Below are 17,672 nucleotides of genomic sequence, written 5' to 3'. Positions count from 1 at the left end.
TTGCCGCATGACCGAACAACCGAACGATACCAGGCATTTCTGTCCGGGTTGCGGCGCGCCGCAGCGCCATTTCGCCCGCTATCCCTGGTATTTCTGCTCGTCATGCCTGGAAACCGCGACCGATGCCGAGGGCAAGGTGCTGGTCTTCGGCAATGCTTCGGTGTCGGGCGGCCTTTCATGGGGCTACCGGGACCGGCCGGGTGAAAGGGACAGCCGCGCGCTGGAGGTTGTCTGCCTGATCGGCGGGCGCCCGGTCCTGGTGCACGAAGCACGCTTCGGTGGCGTCGTGGCCGAGCCGATCCCGGACAGGCCGTTGCTTGATGACAAGCATGTTGTCATCTTGAACCGGACTCACCGTCTCGAGGATGCCAGGGCGCGTCTGGAACCCGTCGGCTGAACCCATACCATCATCGGGGGAGAACACATGAACCTTCATCGCCTGGCCCTTGAGCGGGCCGAATCCGGCAAGCCCGTTCGCGCCGGCCTGATCGGTGCCGGCAAGTTCGGCTCCATGTTCCTGTCGCAGGTCCCGACCATGGCCGGCCTCAAGATCGCGGCCATCGCGGATCTCGATCCGGACCGGGCGCGCGCGGCATGCCGCGCCGTCGGCTGGGACGAGGACCGGATCGGCACGACGCTTTTCCTGGACAGCGGGACGGCGCTCGCGCAGCTGGAGGCGCTCGATGTCGTCATCGAGGCGACGGGCCATCCCGCGGCCGGGGCCGCCCACGCCGTCGCGGCGATCGACGCAGGCAAGCACGTGGTGATGGTCAACGTGGAAGCGGACGTGCTCTGCGGTCCGGCGCTGGCGAAACGGGCGCGGCAGCGCGGTGTCGTCTATTCCATGGCCTATGGCGACCAGCCGGCCCTGGTGGCCGAGATGGTGGACTGGGCGCGCGCGGCCGGGTTCACGGTGCAGGCTGCAGGCAAGGGCACGAAATACCTGCCGAGCTACCATCACGTGACGCCGGACGAGGTGTGGAGCCACTACGGGCTGACGCCGGAAGAAGCGAAGGCGGCCGGGATGAACAGCCAGATGTTCAACTCGTTTCTCGACGGGACCAAGTCGGCCATCGAGATGGCGGCCATCGCCAATGCCTGCGGGCTCTCCGCCCCCGACGACGGGCTGGCCTTCCCGCCCTGCGGCGTCGATGATCTCGCCCACGTTCTGCGGCCGTCCCGCCAGGGTGGCCAGGTCGGGGGCGAAGGCGTGGTGGAAGTGGTCTCGTCGCTCGAACGGGATGGCCGGCCGGTGTTCCGCAACCTGCGCTGGGGTGTCTACGTCGTGCTGAAGGCGCCGAATGCCTATTCCGCCGCCTGCTTCCGCCAGTACGGGCTGCCGACGGATTCGACCGGTCTCTACGCGGCCATGTACAAGCCGTTTCACCTGATCGGCATGGAACTGGGCATTTCCGTTCTTTCGGCGGCGCTGCGAGGCGAACCGACCGGGCAATCACTGGCGTTCCGGGCCGATGCGGTCGCGGTGGCCAAGCGCGACCTGAAGCCCGGCGACATGCTGGACGGGGAAGGCGGATACACGGTTTACGGAAAATGCCTGCCCGCGGCCCGCTCGGTGGCGCTTGGCGCCCTTCCCATCGGGCTGGCGCACGGCTTGCGGATGACACGGGCGGTCGCGCGGGGCACCGTCGTGACCCGTGGCGATGTCGAAGCGCCCGCCCCCGGCCTCACGGGCGATCTCAGGGCCGAAACAGAAGCCATGGCCGCGGTTTGAACCTGCCGCGGACCGAAAGCGCCGGAAACCGGGGCCAATGCGGACCCTTTGCGCGCCGCAATGGCCTATTGCGGCTTGCCTTGCGTCATTTCCATGGATAGCAAGGCGCAATATCCTTTCACGACTTCGGAGGTCTTCACGCCCATGGCATCGCGCAAGCTTCTTCTTCTCCCCGGCGACGGTATCGGCCCCGAGGCCATGGCCGAGGTGCGCAAGCTCATCGCCTACATGAACGCCGAGCTCGGCGCCGGCTTCGAGACCGAGGAAGGCCTCGTCGGCGGATCGGCCTACGACGCCTGCGGCCAGGCGATCTCGGAAGAGGACATGGCCAAGGCGATGGCCGCCGATGCGGTGCTGTTCGGCGCCGTCGGCGGACCCAAGTGGGATGGCGTTCCCTACGAGGTGCGCCCCGAGGCCGGCCTGCTGCGCCTGCGCAAGGAAATGGAACTGTTCGCCAACCTGCGCCCGGCGATCTGCTACCCGGCGCTGGCGTCGTCCTCGTCGCTCAAGCCGGAGGTGGTCGAGGGCCTCGACATCCTGATCGTGCGCGAACTGACCGGCGGCGTCTATTTCGGCGAGCCGAAGGAAATCATCGATCTCGGCAACGGCCAGAAGCGCGGCATCGACACCCAGGTCTACGACACGTTCGAGATCGAGCGGATCTCGGGCGTTGCCTTCGAGCTGGCGCGGACGCGGTCCAACAAGGTCTGCTCGATGGAAAAGCACAACGTGATGAAGTCCGGCGTGCTGTGGAAGGAAGTGGTCGCCCAGACCCACAAGGCGAAGTATTCCGACGTCGAGCTGACCCACATGCTGGCGGACGCCGGCGGCATGCAGCTGGTGCGCTGGCCCAAGCAGTTCGACGTCATCGTCACCGACAACCTGTTCGGCGACATGCTGTCGGACGTAGCCGCCATGCTGACGGGATCGCTGGGCATGCTGCCGTCCGCCTCGCTCGGCGCGCCGGACCCGAAGACGGGCAGCCGCAAGGCGCTGTACGAGCCGGTTCACGGTTCGGCGCCCGACATCGCGGGCAAGGGCATTGCCAACCCGATCGCCATGATCGCCTCGTTCGCCATGTGCCTGCGCTATTCCTTCAACATGGTCGACCATGCCGACCGGCTGGAGAAGGCGATCGCCGACGTGCTCGACCAGGGCCTGCGCACGGGTGACATCATGTCTGAAGGGTGCACGCAGGTCTCGACCTCGGACATGGGCGATGCCATTCTGGCCCAGTTCAAGGCACTGGCAGCCTGACGGAGGCGCATGGCGGAGCTTTTCACACCAAATGTCCTGATTGCCCTCGCGATCACGGTCGGTGCCGGCCTCGCGACGGTGATCGGCTCGTTCCTGGTCGTCTTTGCCCGCCATACCAACACCCGTCTCCTGGCCTTCGGCCTCGCGTTCGCGGCCGGGGCCATGGTCTACGTCTCGCTGGTCGAGATCTTCGTGAAGTCGCAACACGCGTTCATGGCCGCCATGGGCAGTGACAAGGCGGCCTATGCGCTTGCAACCGCCTGGTTCTTTGCCGGCGTTGCGCTGCTCCTGGCCATCGACCGGCTGGTTCCCAATCCGCATGCGTCGATGGACAGCGAAGCCGTTGAAAGCGCGGTGCAGGATCCCGACCGGCCGGTGGCGAACGTCACCATGGTGCACCATCACAACGAACGCGTCCTGAAGCGGGTCGGGCTGATGGCTGCGCTGGCCATCACCGCGCACAACCTGCCGGAAGGCCTGGCGACCTTCTTCGCCACGCTGGAAAATCCGACCGTCGGCCTGCCGCTCGCCGCGGCAATCGCGATCCACAACATTCCAGAAGGGGTCTCGATCGCCGTGCCCGTCTTCTACGCCACGCGGTCAAAGTGGAAGGCGATCCTCGCCTCGGCCGGTTCCGGGCTGGCGGAGCCAGTGGGTGCCCTGGCGGGTTACCTGCTCCTGGCGCCGTTCCTGTCGGATGCCGTGTTCGGGGCCGTCTTCGGCGTGATCGCCGGTGCGATGGTGTTCCTGTCGCTGGACGAACTGCTGCCGGCGGCCCGGCGCTACGCCCACGGGCACGAGACGGTCTACGGCATGGTGGCCGGCATGGCGATCATCGCGACCAGCCTGGTGCTGTTCCGCTGAGAGGATCGGCTCCACCATCGGCGCAATTGACTCTTTCGCGAAAGCCCGTAAAAGCGCGGGTGGAAAAACGGGAACGGAACCGATGCGCGGATTCCTCATTGCATTCATGACCAGCGGGACGGTGACGGCACCGGCCGACGTCATGCGTGCGCCCCGCTTCACCAAAACCACGGCCAAAAAAACGACCGCCATCACGGTCTGACCCTTCTTGGCCTGATCCCTGACGCTTCCCGGGACAGACCGGGAAGGCGAAAGGCCCGCGGCGGACATGCCGGGGCCGGACGCGAAAAGGGAAGCGACACCCGATCCAAGGACGGACAAAAAACATGGGTTTCAAGATTGCAGTCGTCGGCGCCACGGGCAACGTGGGCCGTGAAATGCTGAACATCCTGGAAGAACGCGGCTTTCCCGCCGATGAAGTGGTGCCGCTGGCATCGCGCCGCTCGGTCGGCCAGGAAGTGTCCTACGGCGACAAGACGCTGAAGGTGAAGGCGCTCGATTCCTACGACTTTTCCGATACCGACATCTGCCTGATGTCGGCGGGCGGATCGATCTCCAAGGAATGGTCGCCGAAGATCGGCGCGCAGGGCTGCGTCGTGATCGACAATTCCTCGGCCTGGCGTTACGACGCCGACGTTCCGCTGGTGGTCCCGGAAGTGAACCCGGACGCGGTGGAAGGCTTCCGCAGGAAGAACATCATCGCCAACCCGAACTGCTCGACCGCCCAGCTCGTCGTCGCTCTGAAGCCGCTGCACGATGCCGCCACGATCAAGCGCATCGTCGTTTCGACCTACCAGTCGGTGTCCGGCGCCGGCAAGGAAGGCATGGACGAGCTGTTCAACCAGACGCGCGCGGTGTTCGTCTCCGACCCGGTGGAATCCAAGAAGTTCACCAAGCGGATCGCCTTCAACGTCATCCCGCATATCGATGTCTTCATGGAAGACGGCTACACCAAGGAAGAATGGAAGGTGCTGGCCGAGACCAAGAAGATGCTGGACCCGAAGATCAAGGTGACCTGCACCGCGGTGCGCGTGCCGGTCTTCATCGGTCACTCGGAAAGCGTGAACCTGGAATTCGAAAAGCCGATCACGGCCGACGAGGCGCGCGACATCCTGCGCGAGGCTCCGGGCTGCCAGGTGATCGACAAGCACGAGGACGGCGGCTACATCACGCCGCACGAATCGGCTGGCGAAGACGCCACCTATATCTCGCGCATCCGCGAGGACGCGACGATCGAGAACGGGCTCAACATGTGGGTGGTCTCCGACAACCTGCGCAAGGGCGCGGCGCTCAACACCGTGCAGATCGCGGAACTGCTGGTCGCGCGCGGCCTGATCCAGCCGAAGAAGCAGGCCGCCTGAGCCGTTTCACTTCCGGTCCAATCCAGACAAAAGCCCGGGCGTCACCGTCCGGGCTTTTTCTTTGGCCCCGTCTGCGGCGGACCGACAGGTGCTACATCTCGCGTTCGGAATGCACGGCCAGGCCGCGGCCCTTCAGCATGGCGTCGACCGAGGGCATCTTGCCGCGGAAGGCGGTGTAAAGCGCTTCCGGATCGGCGGAACCGCCGGCCGCGTAGATGTGCGTCTTCAGCTTTTCCGCCAGGTCGGGGTTGAAGGGATCGCCGGTTTCCTCGAAGGCCGCGAAGGCGTCGGCGTCGAGAACTTCCGACCAGAGATAGGAATAGTAGCCGGCTGAATAGCCGTCGCCGGCAAACACGTGGGCGAAATGCGGCGTGCGGTGACGCATGGCAATGGCGTCCGGCTTGCCGAGGCGCTCCATCGTTTCCGCCTCGAAGGCAATCGCATCGGCGGGCGCATCCTTGCGCTGGTGGAAGGCCATGTCCATCAGCGCGGAAGCGGTGAACTCCACGGTGGCAAACCCCTGGTCGAAGGCCTGTGCGGCGGTGAGCTTGTCGATCAGCGCGCGCGGCATGGGTTCGGCCGTCCGGACGTGGCGGGCATGCTTTTCGAGTACTTCCGGCACGGTCAGCCAGTGCTCGTAAAGCTGGGACGGCAGTTCGACGAAATCGCGCGAGACGGATGTCCCGGAAATCGACGGCCAGGTGACCTCCGTCAGCATGCCGTGCAGGGCGTGGCCGAATTCATGGAACAGGGTGCGGGCCTCGTCCATGGACAGCAGCGCCTTTTCACCAGGCGCCGGCTTGGCGAAGTTCATCACGTTGTAGATGATCGGCCGCTGGCCGCCGCCCAGCTTGTGGGCCGACTGCAGCGCGCTCATCCAGGCGCCCGAGCGCTTCGACGGCCGGTTGAAGTAATCGGCGATGAAGACGCCGCGCGGCGTGCCGTCGCCGTTGAGGATCTCGAAAACGCGGGTGTCATCGTGCCATGCCTTCAACTCCGGCTTTTTCTCGAAGGAAAGGCCGAAGAGGCGGCCGGCAACGTCGAAACAGGCGGCGATGATGCTGTCGAGCTGGAGGTAGGGCTTCAGCTCCGTCTCGTCGAAGGCGTATTTCTCGGCCCGCAGCTTGTCGGCGAAGTAACGCCAGTCCCAACCGGCGATCTCGTGGTTATGGCCGGAGGCGGCGGCCAGGCGGCGAAGCTCCACCTCGTCCTCGCCGGCCTTGGACCTGGCCTTTTCCCAGACGGGTTCGAGCAGGTCCATGACAGCCCCGGGCGTCTTGGCCATTGTGTTGTCGAGCTTGAGCGCCGCATAGGTGTCGTAGCCGAGCAGCGCGGCCTTCTCGGTGCGGAGGGCGAGGGTCTCGGCGACGATGGCCGCATTGTCGTGCTCGCCACCGTTCTGGCCGCGCATGGTGAAGGCATGAAAGGCCTTCTCGCGCAGGTCGCGGCGCGGCGACAGCGTCATGAAGGGTTCGTAGATCGAGCGGGACAGCGTGACGGCATAGCGCCCCTTTTCGCCCCTGCTCTCCGCGGCCTCGGCCATGGCGGTCGCGAGGAACTCCGGCAGGCCCTCGATATCGGCGTGGTCCAGAAAGAGGGCCCAGCCGGCCTCGTCGGCCAGGACATTCTGCCCGAAGGCGGCACCGAGGCCCGCCAGGCGTTCGCCGATTTCCGCCAGCCGTGCCTTGCCGGTCTCGTCGAGCTTTGCGCCGGAGCGGACAAAGCCCTTCCAGGTCAGTTCCAGGACGCGAGCCGTTTCAGCGTCAAGCTCCAGGTCTGCACGGCGGTTCCATAGGTCGTCGATGCGGGCGAACAGCTCGGCATTCATGGAAATGGCCGAGAAATGCCGCGACATTTTCGGCGCCAGTTCGCGTTCCAGCTTCTGGATCTCGGGGTTCGTGTGGGCGCCGGCCAATCCCCAGAAAATGGAGGCTACGCGGCCGAGCGGCTCGCCAGCGAGTTCCAGCGCGGCAAGCGTGTTGGTGATCGTCGGTTGTGCCGGATTCGCGATGATGGTGGCGATCTCGTCGTTGTGGGCCGCGAAGGCCGCCTCGAAGACCGGGGCAAAGTCGCCGGTGCGGATGGCGCCGTAGTCGGGCAGCCCGATGGGGCCATTCCAGGCGGTCAGCGGATGGGAAGCGAGATCGATCGACACGGCCGGATTCTCCGAAGCGGGATGAGGACGCTCCCGATGTAGGGACGGAAGCGGGTTCTGGCAACGCTTGACTTCGTTGCACCAAATACTAAAACATCCTTATTATAAGGACCCCTTACTATTGGAGCTGCTCATGCCGGGCATCGATCCCGACGCGCTGGGTTTCCTGGTGAACGATATCTCGCGCCTTATCCGCGCCTCGATGGACCGCACGCATTCGCAATCCGGGATCGGCGTGACCCCGGGCGAAGCGCGCGTCCTGGCCTTCGCGGCGCGTATCGGCCCGGTGCGGCAGAACCGCCTGGCCGAGCAGATCGGGATCGAGGCGATGACGCTTTCCGGCCATCTCGACGGGCTGGAGTCCAAGGGGCTGATCGAGCGCAGTGCCGACCCCTGCGATCGAAGGGCCAAGATCGTCACGCTGCTGCCGGCTGCCGACGCCGTGCTCGATGCCATCGGGGCGACGGGGCGGGCGATCCGCGCCCAGGCCAGCGCCGGCTTCGACGACAAGGAATGGGAATGGCTGAAGGATGCGTTGAAACGGGTCCGGTCCAACCTCGGCGATCGCGCGGCGGAGGCCAGCGATGCGGCATGAAGCGACGGCGACCGGGGCCGGTTCCATTCCGGTGATGAGCGAACGCAAGGTCTCCCTGCTGGGTGCCCTGTTCGTGGTCGTTGGACCGGTGTCCATGGCGCTTTACACGCCGGCCATGACGGAGATCGTCCACGCCTTCGGGACGACCGAATCGGCGGTCAAAATGACGCTGGCGCTTTATTTCGCCGGCTTCGCCTTTGCCCAGCTGATCGGCGGCCCGCTGTCGGACGCGCTGGGGCGTCGGCCGGTGATGATGATCTTCATGGCGATCTACGTCTCGGCCAGCCTGCTGGCTGTCTGGGCACCCGGCATCGAGATCCTGCTGGCGGCGCGGTTCCTGCAGGGGATCGGCGCGTCGGCAGGCGTAGCGATCTCGCGGGCCATCGTGCGTGACCTGTTCGACCATGAGCAATCATCGCGCATCATGAACCTCATCGGGATCATGCTGGCGCTCGGGCCGGCCATCGCGCCGACGATCGGCGGTTTCACCATGCAGGCGGCGGGCTGGCATGCGATCTTCCTTCTGATGGCGCTGCTCGGCATTGTCGTCTTCGCTGCCGTCATCTTCTCGATGCGCGAAACGGTCGTCCCGGACATGAGCCGGCTGAGACCGCGCTCGCTGGCCTCGGCCTATCTCCTGCTGCTCGGCAACAGCCATTTCATGACGACCGCTCTGGTGATGGCCTTCACCTCCGGTGCGCTCTATGCGCAGGCGACGTTCCTGCCCTTCATCCTGATGGAGCGCGTGGGGCTGACGGCGGCACAGTTCGGCCTGTCGATGGTGCTTCAATCAGGCAGTTTCTTCATCGGTGCGCTGGTCGTGCGGGCGTTGATGGCCCGCATTCCGGCCGAACGCCTGGTCGTGCCCGGCCTCGTGCTCGTGGCGCTCGGCGGACTGGGGCAACTGGCCATGCACGTGGTTGAGCCGAGCCTGTGGCGCGTCATGGGGCCGGTCGCGCTCTACGCCATCGGCATCGCCTTCGTGATGCCGGCCGTGACGACGATCTGCCTTCACCCGTTCCGCCAGATGGCCGGCGCGGCCTCGGCGATGATGGGCTTCCTGCAGATGGGCATGGGTCTGGCGATGGGCTCGATCGGCGCGCTTATGGGCGACCCGGTCAAGGCGATGGCAACTCTGATCCCGTTCATGGGGCTGTCGGCCTGCGTCTGCTACGCGCTGTACCGGTTCCGCATCGCCGGTCAGGCCGACGCCTGAGCAGCCTCCAGGTCCGCCCGGCGTTCGCGAAGCGTATCGCGGACGCTCTCCCACAGCAGCGAAAAGGACTGGAATCCCTCGTCGGTCACTTCGTCGGTGTCCAGCGCCACGACAACGGTTTCCAGGATGGCATCGAGCTCGTCGCGCAAGGTTGCCAGCTCGTCGCGGGACGTGGCGGTGCGTGCCCGCGTGTTGAGATCGAGCAGGCGGTAGTTGTAGACGTCGGCGCGGTTCTTCTGCTTGTTCGTCATCAGCCGCCGCAGGCCAAGAAGGCCGGAAAAGGCCATGGCCAGGAGGGTCACGCCGAGCGCCAGGGGTTCAGCGTTCTGCTGGATGAAGCTCGGCTCGTCACGGTCGTAGAAGGCAGCCGCGCCATCGTGCAGCGGCACGTTGAGGCCGCGCTGCAGGTCCGGCTTGCTGATGGCGGAGGCAAGGGAGAAACGCATCGTCAGGTCGAGGCGATGCTCGAACAGGATCGACGTCAGTTCACGGATGGCCTCGGCGGGAATGTCGGCGCGGCTGACGAGGATGCGTTCAACGGCGGCGGTCGGCGTCTGGCCTTCTGGCACCGGTGCCGCGCCGGTGAACGCGCCGACCGGCATGATCTCGGGACGCAGGAAGGGGCGCTTTAGCGCGATGGCCGCTGCCTGTTCGACGGGGATATACCGCAGCCGGATGGATTTCAGCTGGGCGTCGCCGAACATGCGCAGCAGGGTCTCGTCACGAAGCGAGCGGACCGTGAACAGCGCATCGTAGCGGCCGGAGAGCAGGCCGGCGGTCGCCTGGCCGAAAGGAACCGAGCGCCAGTAGTCGTTGGTGACAGGAAGATCGTAGTGATCGGCCAGCACCCAGAACGAGCGGAAGGCATCGGTGCCGAATTCGGGAATGGCGACCCGCAGCCTGGGAAGATCCGCCACTTTCCGCGCGGGGGCGGAATCGCGCACCACGATCTGGAAATAGTCGGGAAACAGGTCGGCGATCATCCGGACGTCGGAGACCACCGGCGTGTCGGCCCGGATCACCGCGAGATCGATCTGGCGCGTGTTGAGCCTGGCGATGTTTTCCGACGGATCGCGCGTCGAGCGGACGGCGAGGCGCAGCGTATGGCTATGGCGCTCCACCACTTCGGCGATGTGACGCATCAGGACGTTGGAATCCGAGCCGTAGGGCCCGGACCCCACCGTGAGGACGACAGGCGCATGATCGCGGTTGATCCACCACCAGCCGGCGACACCGGAAACCCCGAGCGCCAGGGTGAGCACGAGGAGGCCGGCAGAAACCGCGCGCCGCCCCGCCGAGGTCCGGTTGGCCTCCAGCCGGGGGCGGCGGCTTCCCTTGAAGTTGCGTTCCGGCGCGTTCAGCGTCCCATCCCCCGCTGGTTATGACAGAACATCACTATATACAGGTGATACGGGACGGGAAGATCGCCGGTTCGCGTCCGGCATGCCATTTCGGGTGGCCGTTACCAGATTCCGGGAATGATCCGCCGGGTCTGCGCGACATAGGCGCGCCATTCGTCGCCGAAGGCCTCTTCCATCATGCGTTCTTCCGGGCCGACGCGGGCAAAGAAAAGGAATCCGAAGGCGAAGATCCCGGTGAACCCGGCAATCCAGTTCGGCAGGAGCAATGCCTGGGCAATCGCCATGAGCCAGAAGGCCGAATACATCGGATGGCGGACCCGGGCGTAGACACCCTCGGTCACCAGCTTGTGGTCTTCCTTCAGCTGCAGTGAAACGCTCCACATGCGGCCGAGCGCCTTGTGGGTGAGATGAAACATGACCAGCGCGGCGACGGCGACGATCGTGCCGAGCCAGAAGGTGAGCGGCCAGGCGGGGCGGTCGGCGAAGGCGGGAAAGCCGGTGACGGCATAGATGACCGGGATGACGCCGATGCCCGTGATCGACAGCGCGAGCCTGCGCCTTTCGGCGCCGGGCTTCCTGTCGACGGACAGCTTCATCTTCTTGACCCTGCGCTCGTGGGGGTAGCGCAGGATGTACCAGCCAACAGCCAGGATGCCCCAGACAATGCGGCCAAGGATGTAGAAATTCACGGCTATGCCTCTCTCCCGGGGAAGGACCAGGTTTCGGACAGTCCGCCATGTTCCACGACGTCCGTGAAATCTTCCGGTCCGGCCGTGATCATGTGGAACGAGTAGGGCGAGCGTTTCTCGACACCGTACACGAACTGGCGGTGCACCCGGTAGATGTCGCGGCGGATCGCCTTGTAGGTTTCCGGCGACAACTGGCTGCGGAACCGGATCCTGGCGGTGCGCTGCCGTTCCCCCGCCCCGGACGAGAACATGCGCGCGGGATCGGATCCGAAGCAATGCAGCGGATCGGTCAGCGACTGGACGTCCAGCCAGGGCGTGTCATTGGCAACGATGGCGGCGACCGCTTCGCGGAACCGCTTGCCGGCCGGATGAAGGGCGAATTTCAGCAGGCTGGATCCAGCCGTCAGCAACCGGGCGGAGCGCGCGCGCGGCACGTTGGCGATCAGGTCGGACAGGGCGAGGACTGCCGTCGGCACGCCGAAACTGTGCGCGGCGACGAGTATTTCGTCAGCTTCACTTGCGCCGACCCTGCGCCGGGCATCGGCGAAGACATGAGCAAGCTTGGCCTCGACGCCGGGATTGCGCTGGCGCACGAAATCGCGGGAAAAGGCCCAGTCATCGATGAACAGCATGAGATGCAGCCGTTTCCCGGCGCGCCAGAAGACGGCAATCACCGCCGCTAGGACGACCAGCCACCCGAAGGCGGCCGGCATTCCGCTCCAGAAAAGGCTGACGAGGCCGGCGACAAGGCCTCCGGCCAGAACGGCCAGGGCCAGCAGGATCAGCGGATAGATGACGAAAACGAAATAGCGCCAGGCCACGCGTGCATAGCGGACGAAGGCGCCTGACAGGATGTAATCGGCATAGCCTTGAAGCCCGGTCAGAAGCCGGGTCGCAAAGGGGCGTTCGTCGTACATGGCGTTGAGGCCCGCGAGACCATAGACGACCATTGTCGTCTCGGTCCGCCAGCCGTCACCTTCAGCGGTCACGCCGAAAACGCCGACGTCGACCGGGCCGCGCTCGATCTCCGCCTCGCCGACATGCACCGTAGCGCCGTAATGCGGCGCCGCCTTGGCGCTTTCGCGCTCGAAGCGGCGCCGATGCGCTTCGACGGGGACCGGTTCGAAGCCGGGGAAGCACAGCACCAGACGTGTTCTGACCTGTTCCGGCATCGAATCAGTTCCTCTCCCGTCGCGGTCGGACGGATCCAATCAGCTCCGGCGGCGCTTGGCCAGCGTGCGCAGCCGCAGCGCGTTCAGGCGGATGAAGCCCGCCGCATCCTTCTGGTCGTAGGCGCCGTGGTCGTCCTCGAAGGTGACCAGTTCATCCGAATAGAGCGACTTCGGCGACTGGCGGCCGGTGACGATGACGTTGCCCTTGTAGAGCTTCAGGCGAACCTCGCCTTCCACGTCCTCCTGGCTCTTGTCGATGAGCGCCTGGAGCATCTCGCGCTCCGGCGAGAACCAGAAGCCGTTGTAGATCAGCTCGGCATAACGCGGCATAAGCTCGTCCTTGAGGTGAGCGGCACCCCGGTCGAGCGTGATGGATTCGATGGCGCGATGCGCGGCCAGCAGGATCGTGCCGCCGGGCGTTTCGTAGACGCCGCGCGACTTCATGCCGACGAAACGGTTCTCGACCAGGTCGATGCGGCCGATGCCGTTGTCGCGGGCGAGGTCATTGAGCGCGGCGAGCAGGGTGGCCGGGCTCATGTCCTTGCCATTCAGCGCGACGGCGTCACCGCGCTTGAAGGTGACGGTGATCTCGGTCGGCTGGTCGGGGGCGTCCATCGGCGACACGGTGCGCATGTGGACATATTCGGGCGCCTCGACCCAGGGATCCTCCAGCACCTTGCCTTCCGACGAGGAGTGCAGAAGGTTGGCGTCTACGGAGAAAGGCGCCTCGCCGTGCTTGTCCTTGGGGACCGGGATCTGGTGCAGCTGGGCGAAGTTGATCAGGTCGGTGCGCGACTTGAACGACCAGTCGCGCCAGGGCGCGATGACCTTGATATCGGGATTGAGCGCATAGGCGGACAGTTCGAAGCGGACCTGGTCATTGCCCTTGCCGGTGGCGCCGTGGGCGATCGCGTCGGCGCCCGTTTCCTCGGCAATCTCGACAAGGCGCTTGGAGATCAGCGGCCGTGCAATGGAGGTGCCGAGCAGGTAGACGCCTTCGTACTGGGCGTTGGCGCGGAACATCGGGAAGACGAAATCGCGAACGAAGTCCTCGCGCAGGTCCTCAATGTAGATATCCTTGATGCCAAGCATCTCGGCCTTGCGGCGCGCGGGTTCCAGCTCCTCGCCCTGCCCGAGGTCGGCGGTGAAGGTGACCACCTCTGCCCCGATCTCGGTCTGCAGCCACTTCAGGATGATGGAGGTGTCCAGGCCACCGGAATAGGCCAGCACCACTTTCTTCACGTCTTTCCACTTTTCCATGTCGCAGACTTCTTCAATTTGCCTCAATTGCGCGGTCCCTGCCGGACTGCAGCGGATCCATCTGATCGCGCCTTTTAGCGGAGAAAACACCAGTGCGTAAGACCCACGGATGGCCGACGGTCACCCGGACCCGAAGGACCGGAAACGGAATAAACGAAAGATTGCATCTGGCAAGCGCGACAATCCTGGCTACACTCATTGCGTGTTTGAATGATTCGAATCGACGTCCTGGCCGGCACCGGAGGGTGTGTCGCGGCGCGGCTTGGGCGAATGCAATGTTGACTGGGCGGACAACATGACAAGCGAACCTGAAGACCTCCGTTTCGTGACGGAGAAATCGATCACCGACGGACTTCTCCTTCTGATGCGGCGAGGCATCGAGCGCGACAAGCTGGAGGAGACGCTGGTCTCCTGCGGGCCCGTCGATCTCGATCTGCTGGCAAAGATCATGCGGCACTTCGACCATGCATCCGATGGCGAGGACCGGCTGGCCGGCGCGGCCTGAAGCAAGACGGGCTACGGGGGACTTGCCAAGCGGGTCCCGTTTGGCCCATCACTCTGCCGAGCGGCAGGCCTGACGCCATCCTGGCGCCTGCCGGACCGGAGTGCTGCCTGCCATGGATTTCATACCGTCGATCCCCGTGCTTGCCTCGTTTGCCGTCGCCTGCGTCGTGCTGGCGATCACGCCGGGGCCGGACATGTCGCTGTTCCTGTCGCGCGCCATCTCGCAGGGGCGCGGTGCCGGGCTTGCCTGCATGTTCGGCGCGCTGACCGGCGTGCTGGTGCATACGGCGATGGTGGCGCTCGGCCTGTCGGCGCTGATCGTGGCCGCGCCGGTCGCCTTTAATGCGCTGAAGCTGGGCGGTGCGGGCTACCTTGCCTGGCTGGCATTCGACGCGATCCGCAACGGATCCTCGCTGAACCTGAAGACCGGCCCGGCGAAGGCCCGGTCGCTGAAGGCGAACTTTCTGACCGGCATCGGGGTCAACCTGCTCAACCCGAAGATCATCCTGTTCTTCATGACCTTCCTGCCACAGTTTGTTTCGGTGGGCGACCCGCACGCGGTGGGCAAGTTCTTCTTCCTTGGCCTGATGTTCAACGTCATCTCGCTGCCGATCACCGTGCCGATGATCCTGGCTGCGCATTCCATGGCCGATTTCCTGAAACGGAAGCCGGTGGTGACACGGGTGATCGACTGGGTGTTTGCCGGCGTCTTCTCGGCGTTTGCCGTCAGGATCCTGATGACGCCCGGCCGTTGACGATCCGGGAGAAGGTCTTGCCGGCATTGCGACCGGCAAAAAGCCAGTAGACGAAACCGGCCACGGTGCCGGCGGCGGCGCCGGCGGCAAAGGCTCTGGGCGAAGGGTCGGCGGCCTGCTGGTTGTACATCCAGACCGCGACGCTGCCGACGACCGTTCCCGCGGCGAGGTGAAAGACGAAGCCGCGCAGCGAGAAATACTCGCTGACCAGCGCGACGATGAAGAACGGCACCAGGGCCAGCGATCCGGCCGTTGCGGTGACGACCAAGGCGAGCGGGACGATCGTTACCCAGTATTGCGCGAACGTTTCCGTGCCGCCGGGTTCGAGGACACCGGTCAGGGCAAGGGTGAAGAACAGGCCTGCCGCCATGAGCGCGAGCACGAATGACAGCGTGATCCCTGCAAGGCGGAGCACCAGGGCAGCCACGTCGGACACGGTCGCGCTGCCCTACTCGCCGCCGTGGCCGGCGATCATCATGGCTTCTAGCGCCAGGCGCTCGGCCTTGCGCAGGCGTTCCGATTCGCTCTTCAGCTGGCCGCAGGCCGCCAGGATGTCGCGGCCGCGCGGGGTGCGGATGGGCGAGGCGTAGCCATTGGCGTTGATGAAATCGGCAAATTTCTCGATCTGCTCCCAGTCGGAACATTCGTATTGCGACCCCGGCCAGGGATTGAAGGGGATGAGATTGATCTTGGCGGGGATTCCCTTGAGAAGCTGCACGAGGCGCTTGGCGTCCTCGAAACTGTCGTTGACGCCCTTCAGCATGACGTATTCGAAGGTGATGCGCCGGGCGTTCGAAAGGCCCGGGTAATCGCGGCAGGCCTGCATCAGCTTGTCCAGCGGATATTTCTTGTTGATCGGCACCAGCACGTCGCGCAGTTCATCGGTGGTCGCGTGAAGGGAGATGGCGAGCATGACGCCGATCTCCTCGCCGGTGCGGTAGATTTCCGGCACGACGCCCGAGGTCGACAGGGTGATGCGGCGCTTCGAAAGGGAAAGGCCGTCGCCATCGGAGGCAATGAGAAGGGCCTTCTTGACCTCCTCGAAATTGTAGAGCGGCTCGCCCATTCCCATCATCACGATGTTGGTGACCTTGCGCTCGGTCACCGGAACGATGGCGCCGGCCGGCGTGTCGCGGCCCGGAAAATCGCCCAGCCTGTCGCGCGCGACGAGCAATTGCGCCAGGATTTCGCCCGCTGTCAGGTTGCGGACCAGCTTCTGGGTGCCGGTGTGGCAAAAGGAACAGGTAAGCGTGCAGCCGACCTGGCTGGAAATGCACAACGTGCCGCGGCCTTCCTCGGGAATGTAGACGGTTTCCACTTCCACCGGCTTGCCGGCACCGCGCGGCGGAAAGCGCAGCAGCCATTTCCGGGTGCCGTCCGACGAGATCTGCTCCTCGACGATCTCCGGACGCCCGATACTGAAATGTTCGGCGAGCCTGGCGCGCAGGTCCTTGGAAATGTTGAACATGTCGGCGAAATCGGCAACGCCGCGGACATAGAGCCAGTGCCAGAGCTGGCTGACGCGCATGCGGACCTGGCGTTCCGGGATCCCCGTCTCGGCCAGGGCCGAGGCCATCTCGTCGCGGCTCATCCCGATCAGCGACGGTTTTTCCTCTCCGCGAACCCGCTGGGAAAGCGCGGCACGGGTCTGCTGGCTGGTCAGGTCGATGGACAGCGTCATGGTGATCAGGATCCGGGGTTCAGGCTCGCAGGAGCCAGGGGCGGCTTGCGGCCGGCCATTCGTCATTCTTCGAAGGGAAGCACCGGAACTGCCTTGCCAAGGCGGCGTGGTCCAGATGCCCGTTCTTACTTGCCGCATCGCTGCGGATGCCAAGCGATCGCCCGCCTGGTACAGCGGTGCCATAGCATACTGCGGCACCGACTTCCAGAAGCGGGTTGTACAACGCCAAAAGGCCGGGTTCCGGCCCGGCCTGGCGTCTCATGCCTGGCTGCTGCCTACTTGCAGCTGGAAATCGAATCGAGCGCGGCCGTGATGCCCGACAGGGAGAAAAGGTAGTGCGTGTCGTTGCCACGGCCGGACACGGCATCCACCTTCATTTTCGTTCCCGCCTTCATCGCCGCGACGAGCTGCGGCTCCTCGGCGGCGTTCTCCAGCCAGCCCGACTTGCCGCGGACGAACATGGAGAAGGGCTTTCCGTCGATGCTCACCGTGACCTTCGATCCTTCTTTCATCGCATAGGAGGTGATGAACTGGGGTTCGTAGGACACGTTCTCGCCCGGCTTCATGGAGACGAAGAAATAGATATCGCCATGATCCAGCGATGCGGGCTCCTTCGTTTCCGGTACCGAGAGGACGTAGCAAACCTTGCCCTGCTTGGTATCGTAAGCGTAGGTGCCCCACGCGGTATGCTGCGACAGCTTGACCGGGCTTTGCGCGAGTGCCGCCGGCATCGCTGCCGCCAGAATCGTCAAGGTCGCGAGGGTCGTTTTCAATCCGTGCATTGCCGCCATTTCCGTTTTCTCAGTTGCCGACCTGCGTGCGGCCGCTTGTCTGCTCTGTTTGCCTACAATTTGAATCAAACGGGGTTACGAAACTGTAAAGACCGGCTCGATCATCGCCAAATCCGGCGAATTCGCCTGTCCCGCCAGCCCCTGGTCACCCGCGTCTCGAGGAAAGGATAAGAAACTGCAGAAAAAGGCAAGAGTTTGGCCCGGTTCCGGCGGAGGTGCCCCCGTCCGGGCCGATTGGTGCGTCTCCGTCGAATTTGCGACTTGCCGCGCGCTGCGAAG

Annotated in this window: 17 protein-coding genes; 9 read left to right on the top strand and 8 right to left on the bottom strand. The window is 64.9% G+C overall.

The window, feature by feature from the left end; translation table 11 throughout:
- Nucleotides 1-7: 7 nt before the first annotated feature.
- The 5 genes from CSC94_RS00860 to CSC94_RS00840 all read left to right on the top strand — a co-directional run bounded on the left by CSC94_RS00860 (nt 8) and on the right by CSC94_RS00840 (nt 5,214).
- Entirely contained in the window at nt 8-397 is a 390-nt protein-coding gene (locus CSC94_RS00860) for a hypothetical protein (RefSeq protein WP_099302796.1), read from the top strand.
- A gap of 27 nt (nt 398-424) precedes the next feature.
- The gene (locus CSC94_RS00855) at nt 425-1,732 is read left to right on the top strand and encodes an NAD(P)H-dependent oxidoreductase (RefSeq protein WP_099302794.1); all 1,308 of its coding nucleotides are present in this window, start codon (nt 425-427) and stop codon (nt 1,730-1,732) included.
- A gap of 144 nt (nt 1,733-1,876) precedes the next feature.
- Nucleotides 1,877-2,989, top strand: a complete 1,113-nt coding sequence (leuB, locus tag CSC94_RS00850; RefSeq protein WP_099303907.1) for a 3-isopropylmalate dehydrogenase — start codon at nt 1,877-1,879, stop codon at nt 2,987-2,989.
- Between the two features lie 9 nt (nt 2,990-2,998).
- Entirely contained in the window at nt 2,999-3,853 is an 855-nt protein-coding gene (gene zupT / locus CSC94_RS00845) for a zinc transporter ZupT (RefSeq protein ID WP_099302792.1), read from the top strand.
- 326 nt (nt 3,854-4,179) lie between these two features.
- Nucleotides 4,180-5,214, top strand: coding sequence for an aspartate-semialdehyde dehydrogenase (locus CSC94_RS00840; RefSeq protein ID WP_099302790.1), 1,035 nt, complete (start codon nt 4,180-4,182; stop codon nt 5,212-5,214).
- A gap of 91 nt (nt 5,215-5,305) precedes the next feature.
- On the opposite strand, the gene CSC94_RS00835 is transcribed toward CSC94_RS00840, so the two are convergent.
- Nucleotides 5,306-7,369: a M3 family metallopeptidase gene (locus tag CSC94_RS00835; RefSeq protein WP_165784283.1), complete on the bottom strand. Its 2,064-nt coding sequence runs from the start codon at nt 7,367-7,369 to the stop codon at nt 5,306-5,308.
- Between the two features lie 133 nt (nt 7,370-7,502).
- Between CSC94_RS00835 and CSC94_RS00830 the strand changes: the two genes are divergently transcribed.
- Together CSC94_RS00830 and CSC94_RS00825 are read left to right on the top strand one after the other, a co-directional pair.
- Nucleotides 7,503-7,964, top strand: coding sequence for a MarR family winged helix-turn-helix transcriptional regulator (locus CSC94_RS00830; protein WP_099303905.1), 462 nt, complete (start codon nt 7,503-7,505; stop codon nt 7,962-7,964).
- A complete protein-coding gene (locus CSC94_RS00825) occupies nt 7,954-9,180 on the top strand; it encodes a multidrug effflux MFS transporter (protein WP_205853200.1) in 1,227 nt (408 codons plus the stop codon). The genes CSC94_RS00830 and CSC94_RS00825 overlap by 11 nt, the downstream gene beginning before the upstream one ends.
- On the opposite strand, the gene CSC94_RS00820 is transcribed toward CSC94_RS00825, so the two are convergent.
- From CSC94_RS00820 to CSC94_RS00805, 4 genes are all read right to left on the bottom strand, one after another.
- The gene (locus tag CSC94_RS00820) at nt 9,165-10,442 is read right to left on the bottom strand and encodes a TAXI family TRAP transporter solute-binding subunit (RefSeq protein WP_165784282.1); all 1,278 of its coding nucleotides are present in this window, start codon (nt 10,440-10,442) and stop codon (nt 9,165-9,167) included. The genes CSC94_RS00825 and CSC94_RS00820 overlap by 16 nt on opposite strands.
- 200 nt (nt 10,443-10,642) lie before the next feature.
- Complete coding sequence (locus CSC94_RS00815; RefSeq protein WP_245408215.1) at nt 10,643-11,230, bottom strand: protein-S-isoprenylcysteine O-methyltransferase; 588 nt, start codon at nt 11,228-11,230, stop codon at nt 10,643-10,645.
- 2 nt (nt 11,231-11,232) lie between these two features.
- Nucleotides 11,233-12,402, bottom strand: a complete 1,170-nt coding sequence (locus CSC94_RS00810) for a hypothetical protein (protein ID WP_099302784.1) — start codon at nt 12,400-12,402, stop codon at nt 11,233-11,235.
- Between the two features lie 39 nt (nt 12,403-12,441).
- Complete coding sequence (locus CSC94_RS00805) at nt 12,442-13,662, bottom strand: argininosuccinate synthase (protein ID WP_099302782.1); 1,221 nt, start codon at nt 13,660-13,662, stop codon at nt 12,442-12,444.
- A 295-nt stretch (nt 13,663-13,957) separates the two neighbouring features.
- Here CSC94_RS00805 and CSC94_RS00800 point away from each other — a divergent pair, with 295 nt between their 5' ends.
- Together CSC94_RS00800 and CSC94_RS00795 are read left to right on the top strand one after the other, a co-directional pair.
- The gene (locus CSC94_RS00800) at nt 13,958-14,167 is read left to right on the top strand and encodes a hypothetical protein (RefSeq protein ID WP_133122801.1); all 210 of its coding nucleotides are present in this window, start codon (nt 13,958-13,960) and stop codon (nt 14,165-14,167) included.
- 112 nt (nt 14,168-14,279) lie between these two features.
- Entirely contained in the window at nt 14,280-14,921 is a 642-nt protein-coding gene (locus tag CSC94_RS00795) for a LysE family translocator (protein WP_099302778.1), read from the top strand.
- Here the strand turns inward: CSC94_RS00795 and CSC94_RS00790 are convergent.
- The 3 genes from CSC94_RS00790 to CSC94_RS00780 all read right to left on the bottom strand — a co-directional run bounded on the left by CSC94_RS00790 (nt 14,893) and on the right by CSC94_RS00780 (nt 17,384).
- On the bottom strand, nt 14,893-15,357 hold the full coding sequence (locus CSC94_RS00790) for a hypothetical protein (protein WP_099302776.1): 465 nt from the start codon (nt 15,355-15,357) through the stop codon (nt 14,893-14,895). The genes CSC94_RS00795 and CSC94_RS00790 overlap by 29 nt on opposite strands.
- Nucleotides 15,358-15,369: 12 nt before the next feature.
- The gene (gene rlmN, locus CSC94_RS00785; protein ID WP_099303899.1) at nt 15,370-16,602 is read right to left on the bottom strand and encodes a dual-specificity RNA methyltransferase RlmN; all 1,233 of its coding nucleotides are present in this window, start codon (nt 16,600-16,602) and stop codon (nt 15,370-15,372) included.
- Nucleotides 16,603-16,877: 275 nt separating this feature from the next.
- Nucleotides 16,878-17,384, bottom strand: a complete 507-nt coding sequence (locus CSC94_RS00780) for an invasion associated locus B family protein (protein ID WP_099303897.1) — start codon at nt 17,382-17,384, stop codon at nt 16,878-16,880.
- Nucleotides 17,385-17,672: the final 288 nt, after the last annotated feature.

The sequence above is a fragment of the Zhengella mangrovi genome (assembly GCF_002727065.1).
Classification (GTDB): domain Bacteria; phylum Pseudomonadota; class Alphaproteobacteria; order Rhizobiales; family Rhizobiaceae; genus Zhengella; species Zhengella mangrovi.
Note: the sequence above shows the minus strand (reverse complement) of the source record. Positions and strands in the feature narration are given on the sequence as shown.

Bases quoted from the DNA above. Each gene is read 5' to 3' on its own strand.
- CSC94_RS00860 (WP_099302796.1), top strand. From the start codon at position 8: ATGACCGAACAACCGAACGATACCAGGCATTTCTGTCCGGGTTGCGGC.
- CSC94_RS00855 (WP_099302794.1), top strand. From the start codon at position 425: ATGAACCTTCATCGCCTGGCCCTTGAGCGGGCCGAATCCGGCAAGCCC.
- leuB (WP_099303907.1), top strand. From the start codon at position 1,877: ATGGCATCGCGCAAGCTTCTTCTTCTCCCCGGCGACGGTATCGGCCCC.
- zupT (WP_099302792.1), top strand. From the start codon at position 2,999: ATGGCGGAGCTTTTCACACCAAATGTCCTGATTGCCCTCGCGATCACG.
- CSC94_RS00840 (WP_099302790.1), top strand. From the start codon at position 4,180: ATGGGTTTCAAGATTGCAGTCGTCGGCGCCACGGGCAACGTGGGCCGT.
- CSC94_RS00830 (WP_099303905.1), top strand. From the start codon at position 7,503: ATGCCGGGCATCGATCCCGACGCGCTGGGTTTCCTGGTGAACGATATC.
- CSC94_RS00825 (WP_205853200.1), top strand. From the start codon at position 7,954: ATGCGGCATGAAGCGACGGCGACCGGGGCCGGTTCCATTCCGGTGATG.
- CSC94_RS00810 (WP_099302784.1), bottom strand. From the start codon at position 12,402: ATGCCGGAACAGGTCAGAACACGTCTGGTGCTGTGCTTCCCCGGCTTC.
- CSC94_RS00805 (WP_099302782.1), bottom strand. From the start codon at position 13,662: ATGGAAAAGTGGAAAGACGTGAAGAAAGTGGTGCTGGCCTATTCCGGT.
- CSC94_RS00800 (WP_133122801.1), top strand. From the start codon at position 13,958: ATGACAAGCGAACCTGAAGACCTCCGTTTCGTGACGGAGAAATCGATC.
- CSC94_RS00795 (WP_099302778.1), top strand. From the start codon at position 14,280: ATGGATTTCATACCGTCGATCCCCGTGCTTGCCTCGTTTGCCGTCGCC.
- rlmN (WP_099303899.1), bottom strand. From the start codon at position 16,602: ATGACGCTGTCCATCGACCTGACCAGCCAGCAGACCCGTGCCGCGCTT.
- CSC94_RS00780 (WP_099303897.1), bottom strand. From the start codon at position 17,384: ATGCACGGATTGAAAACGACCCTCGCGACCTTGACGATTCTGGCGGCA.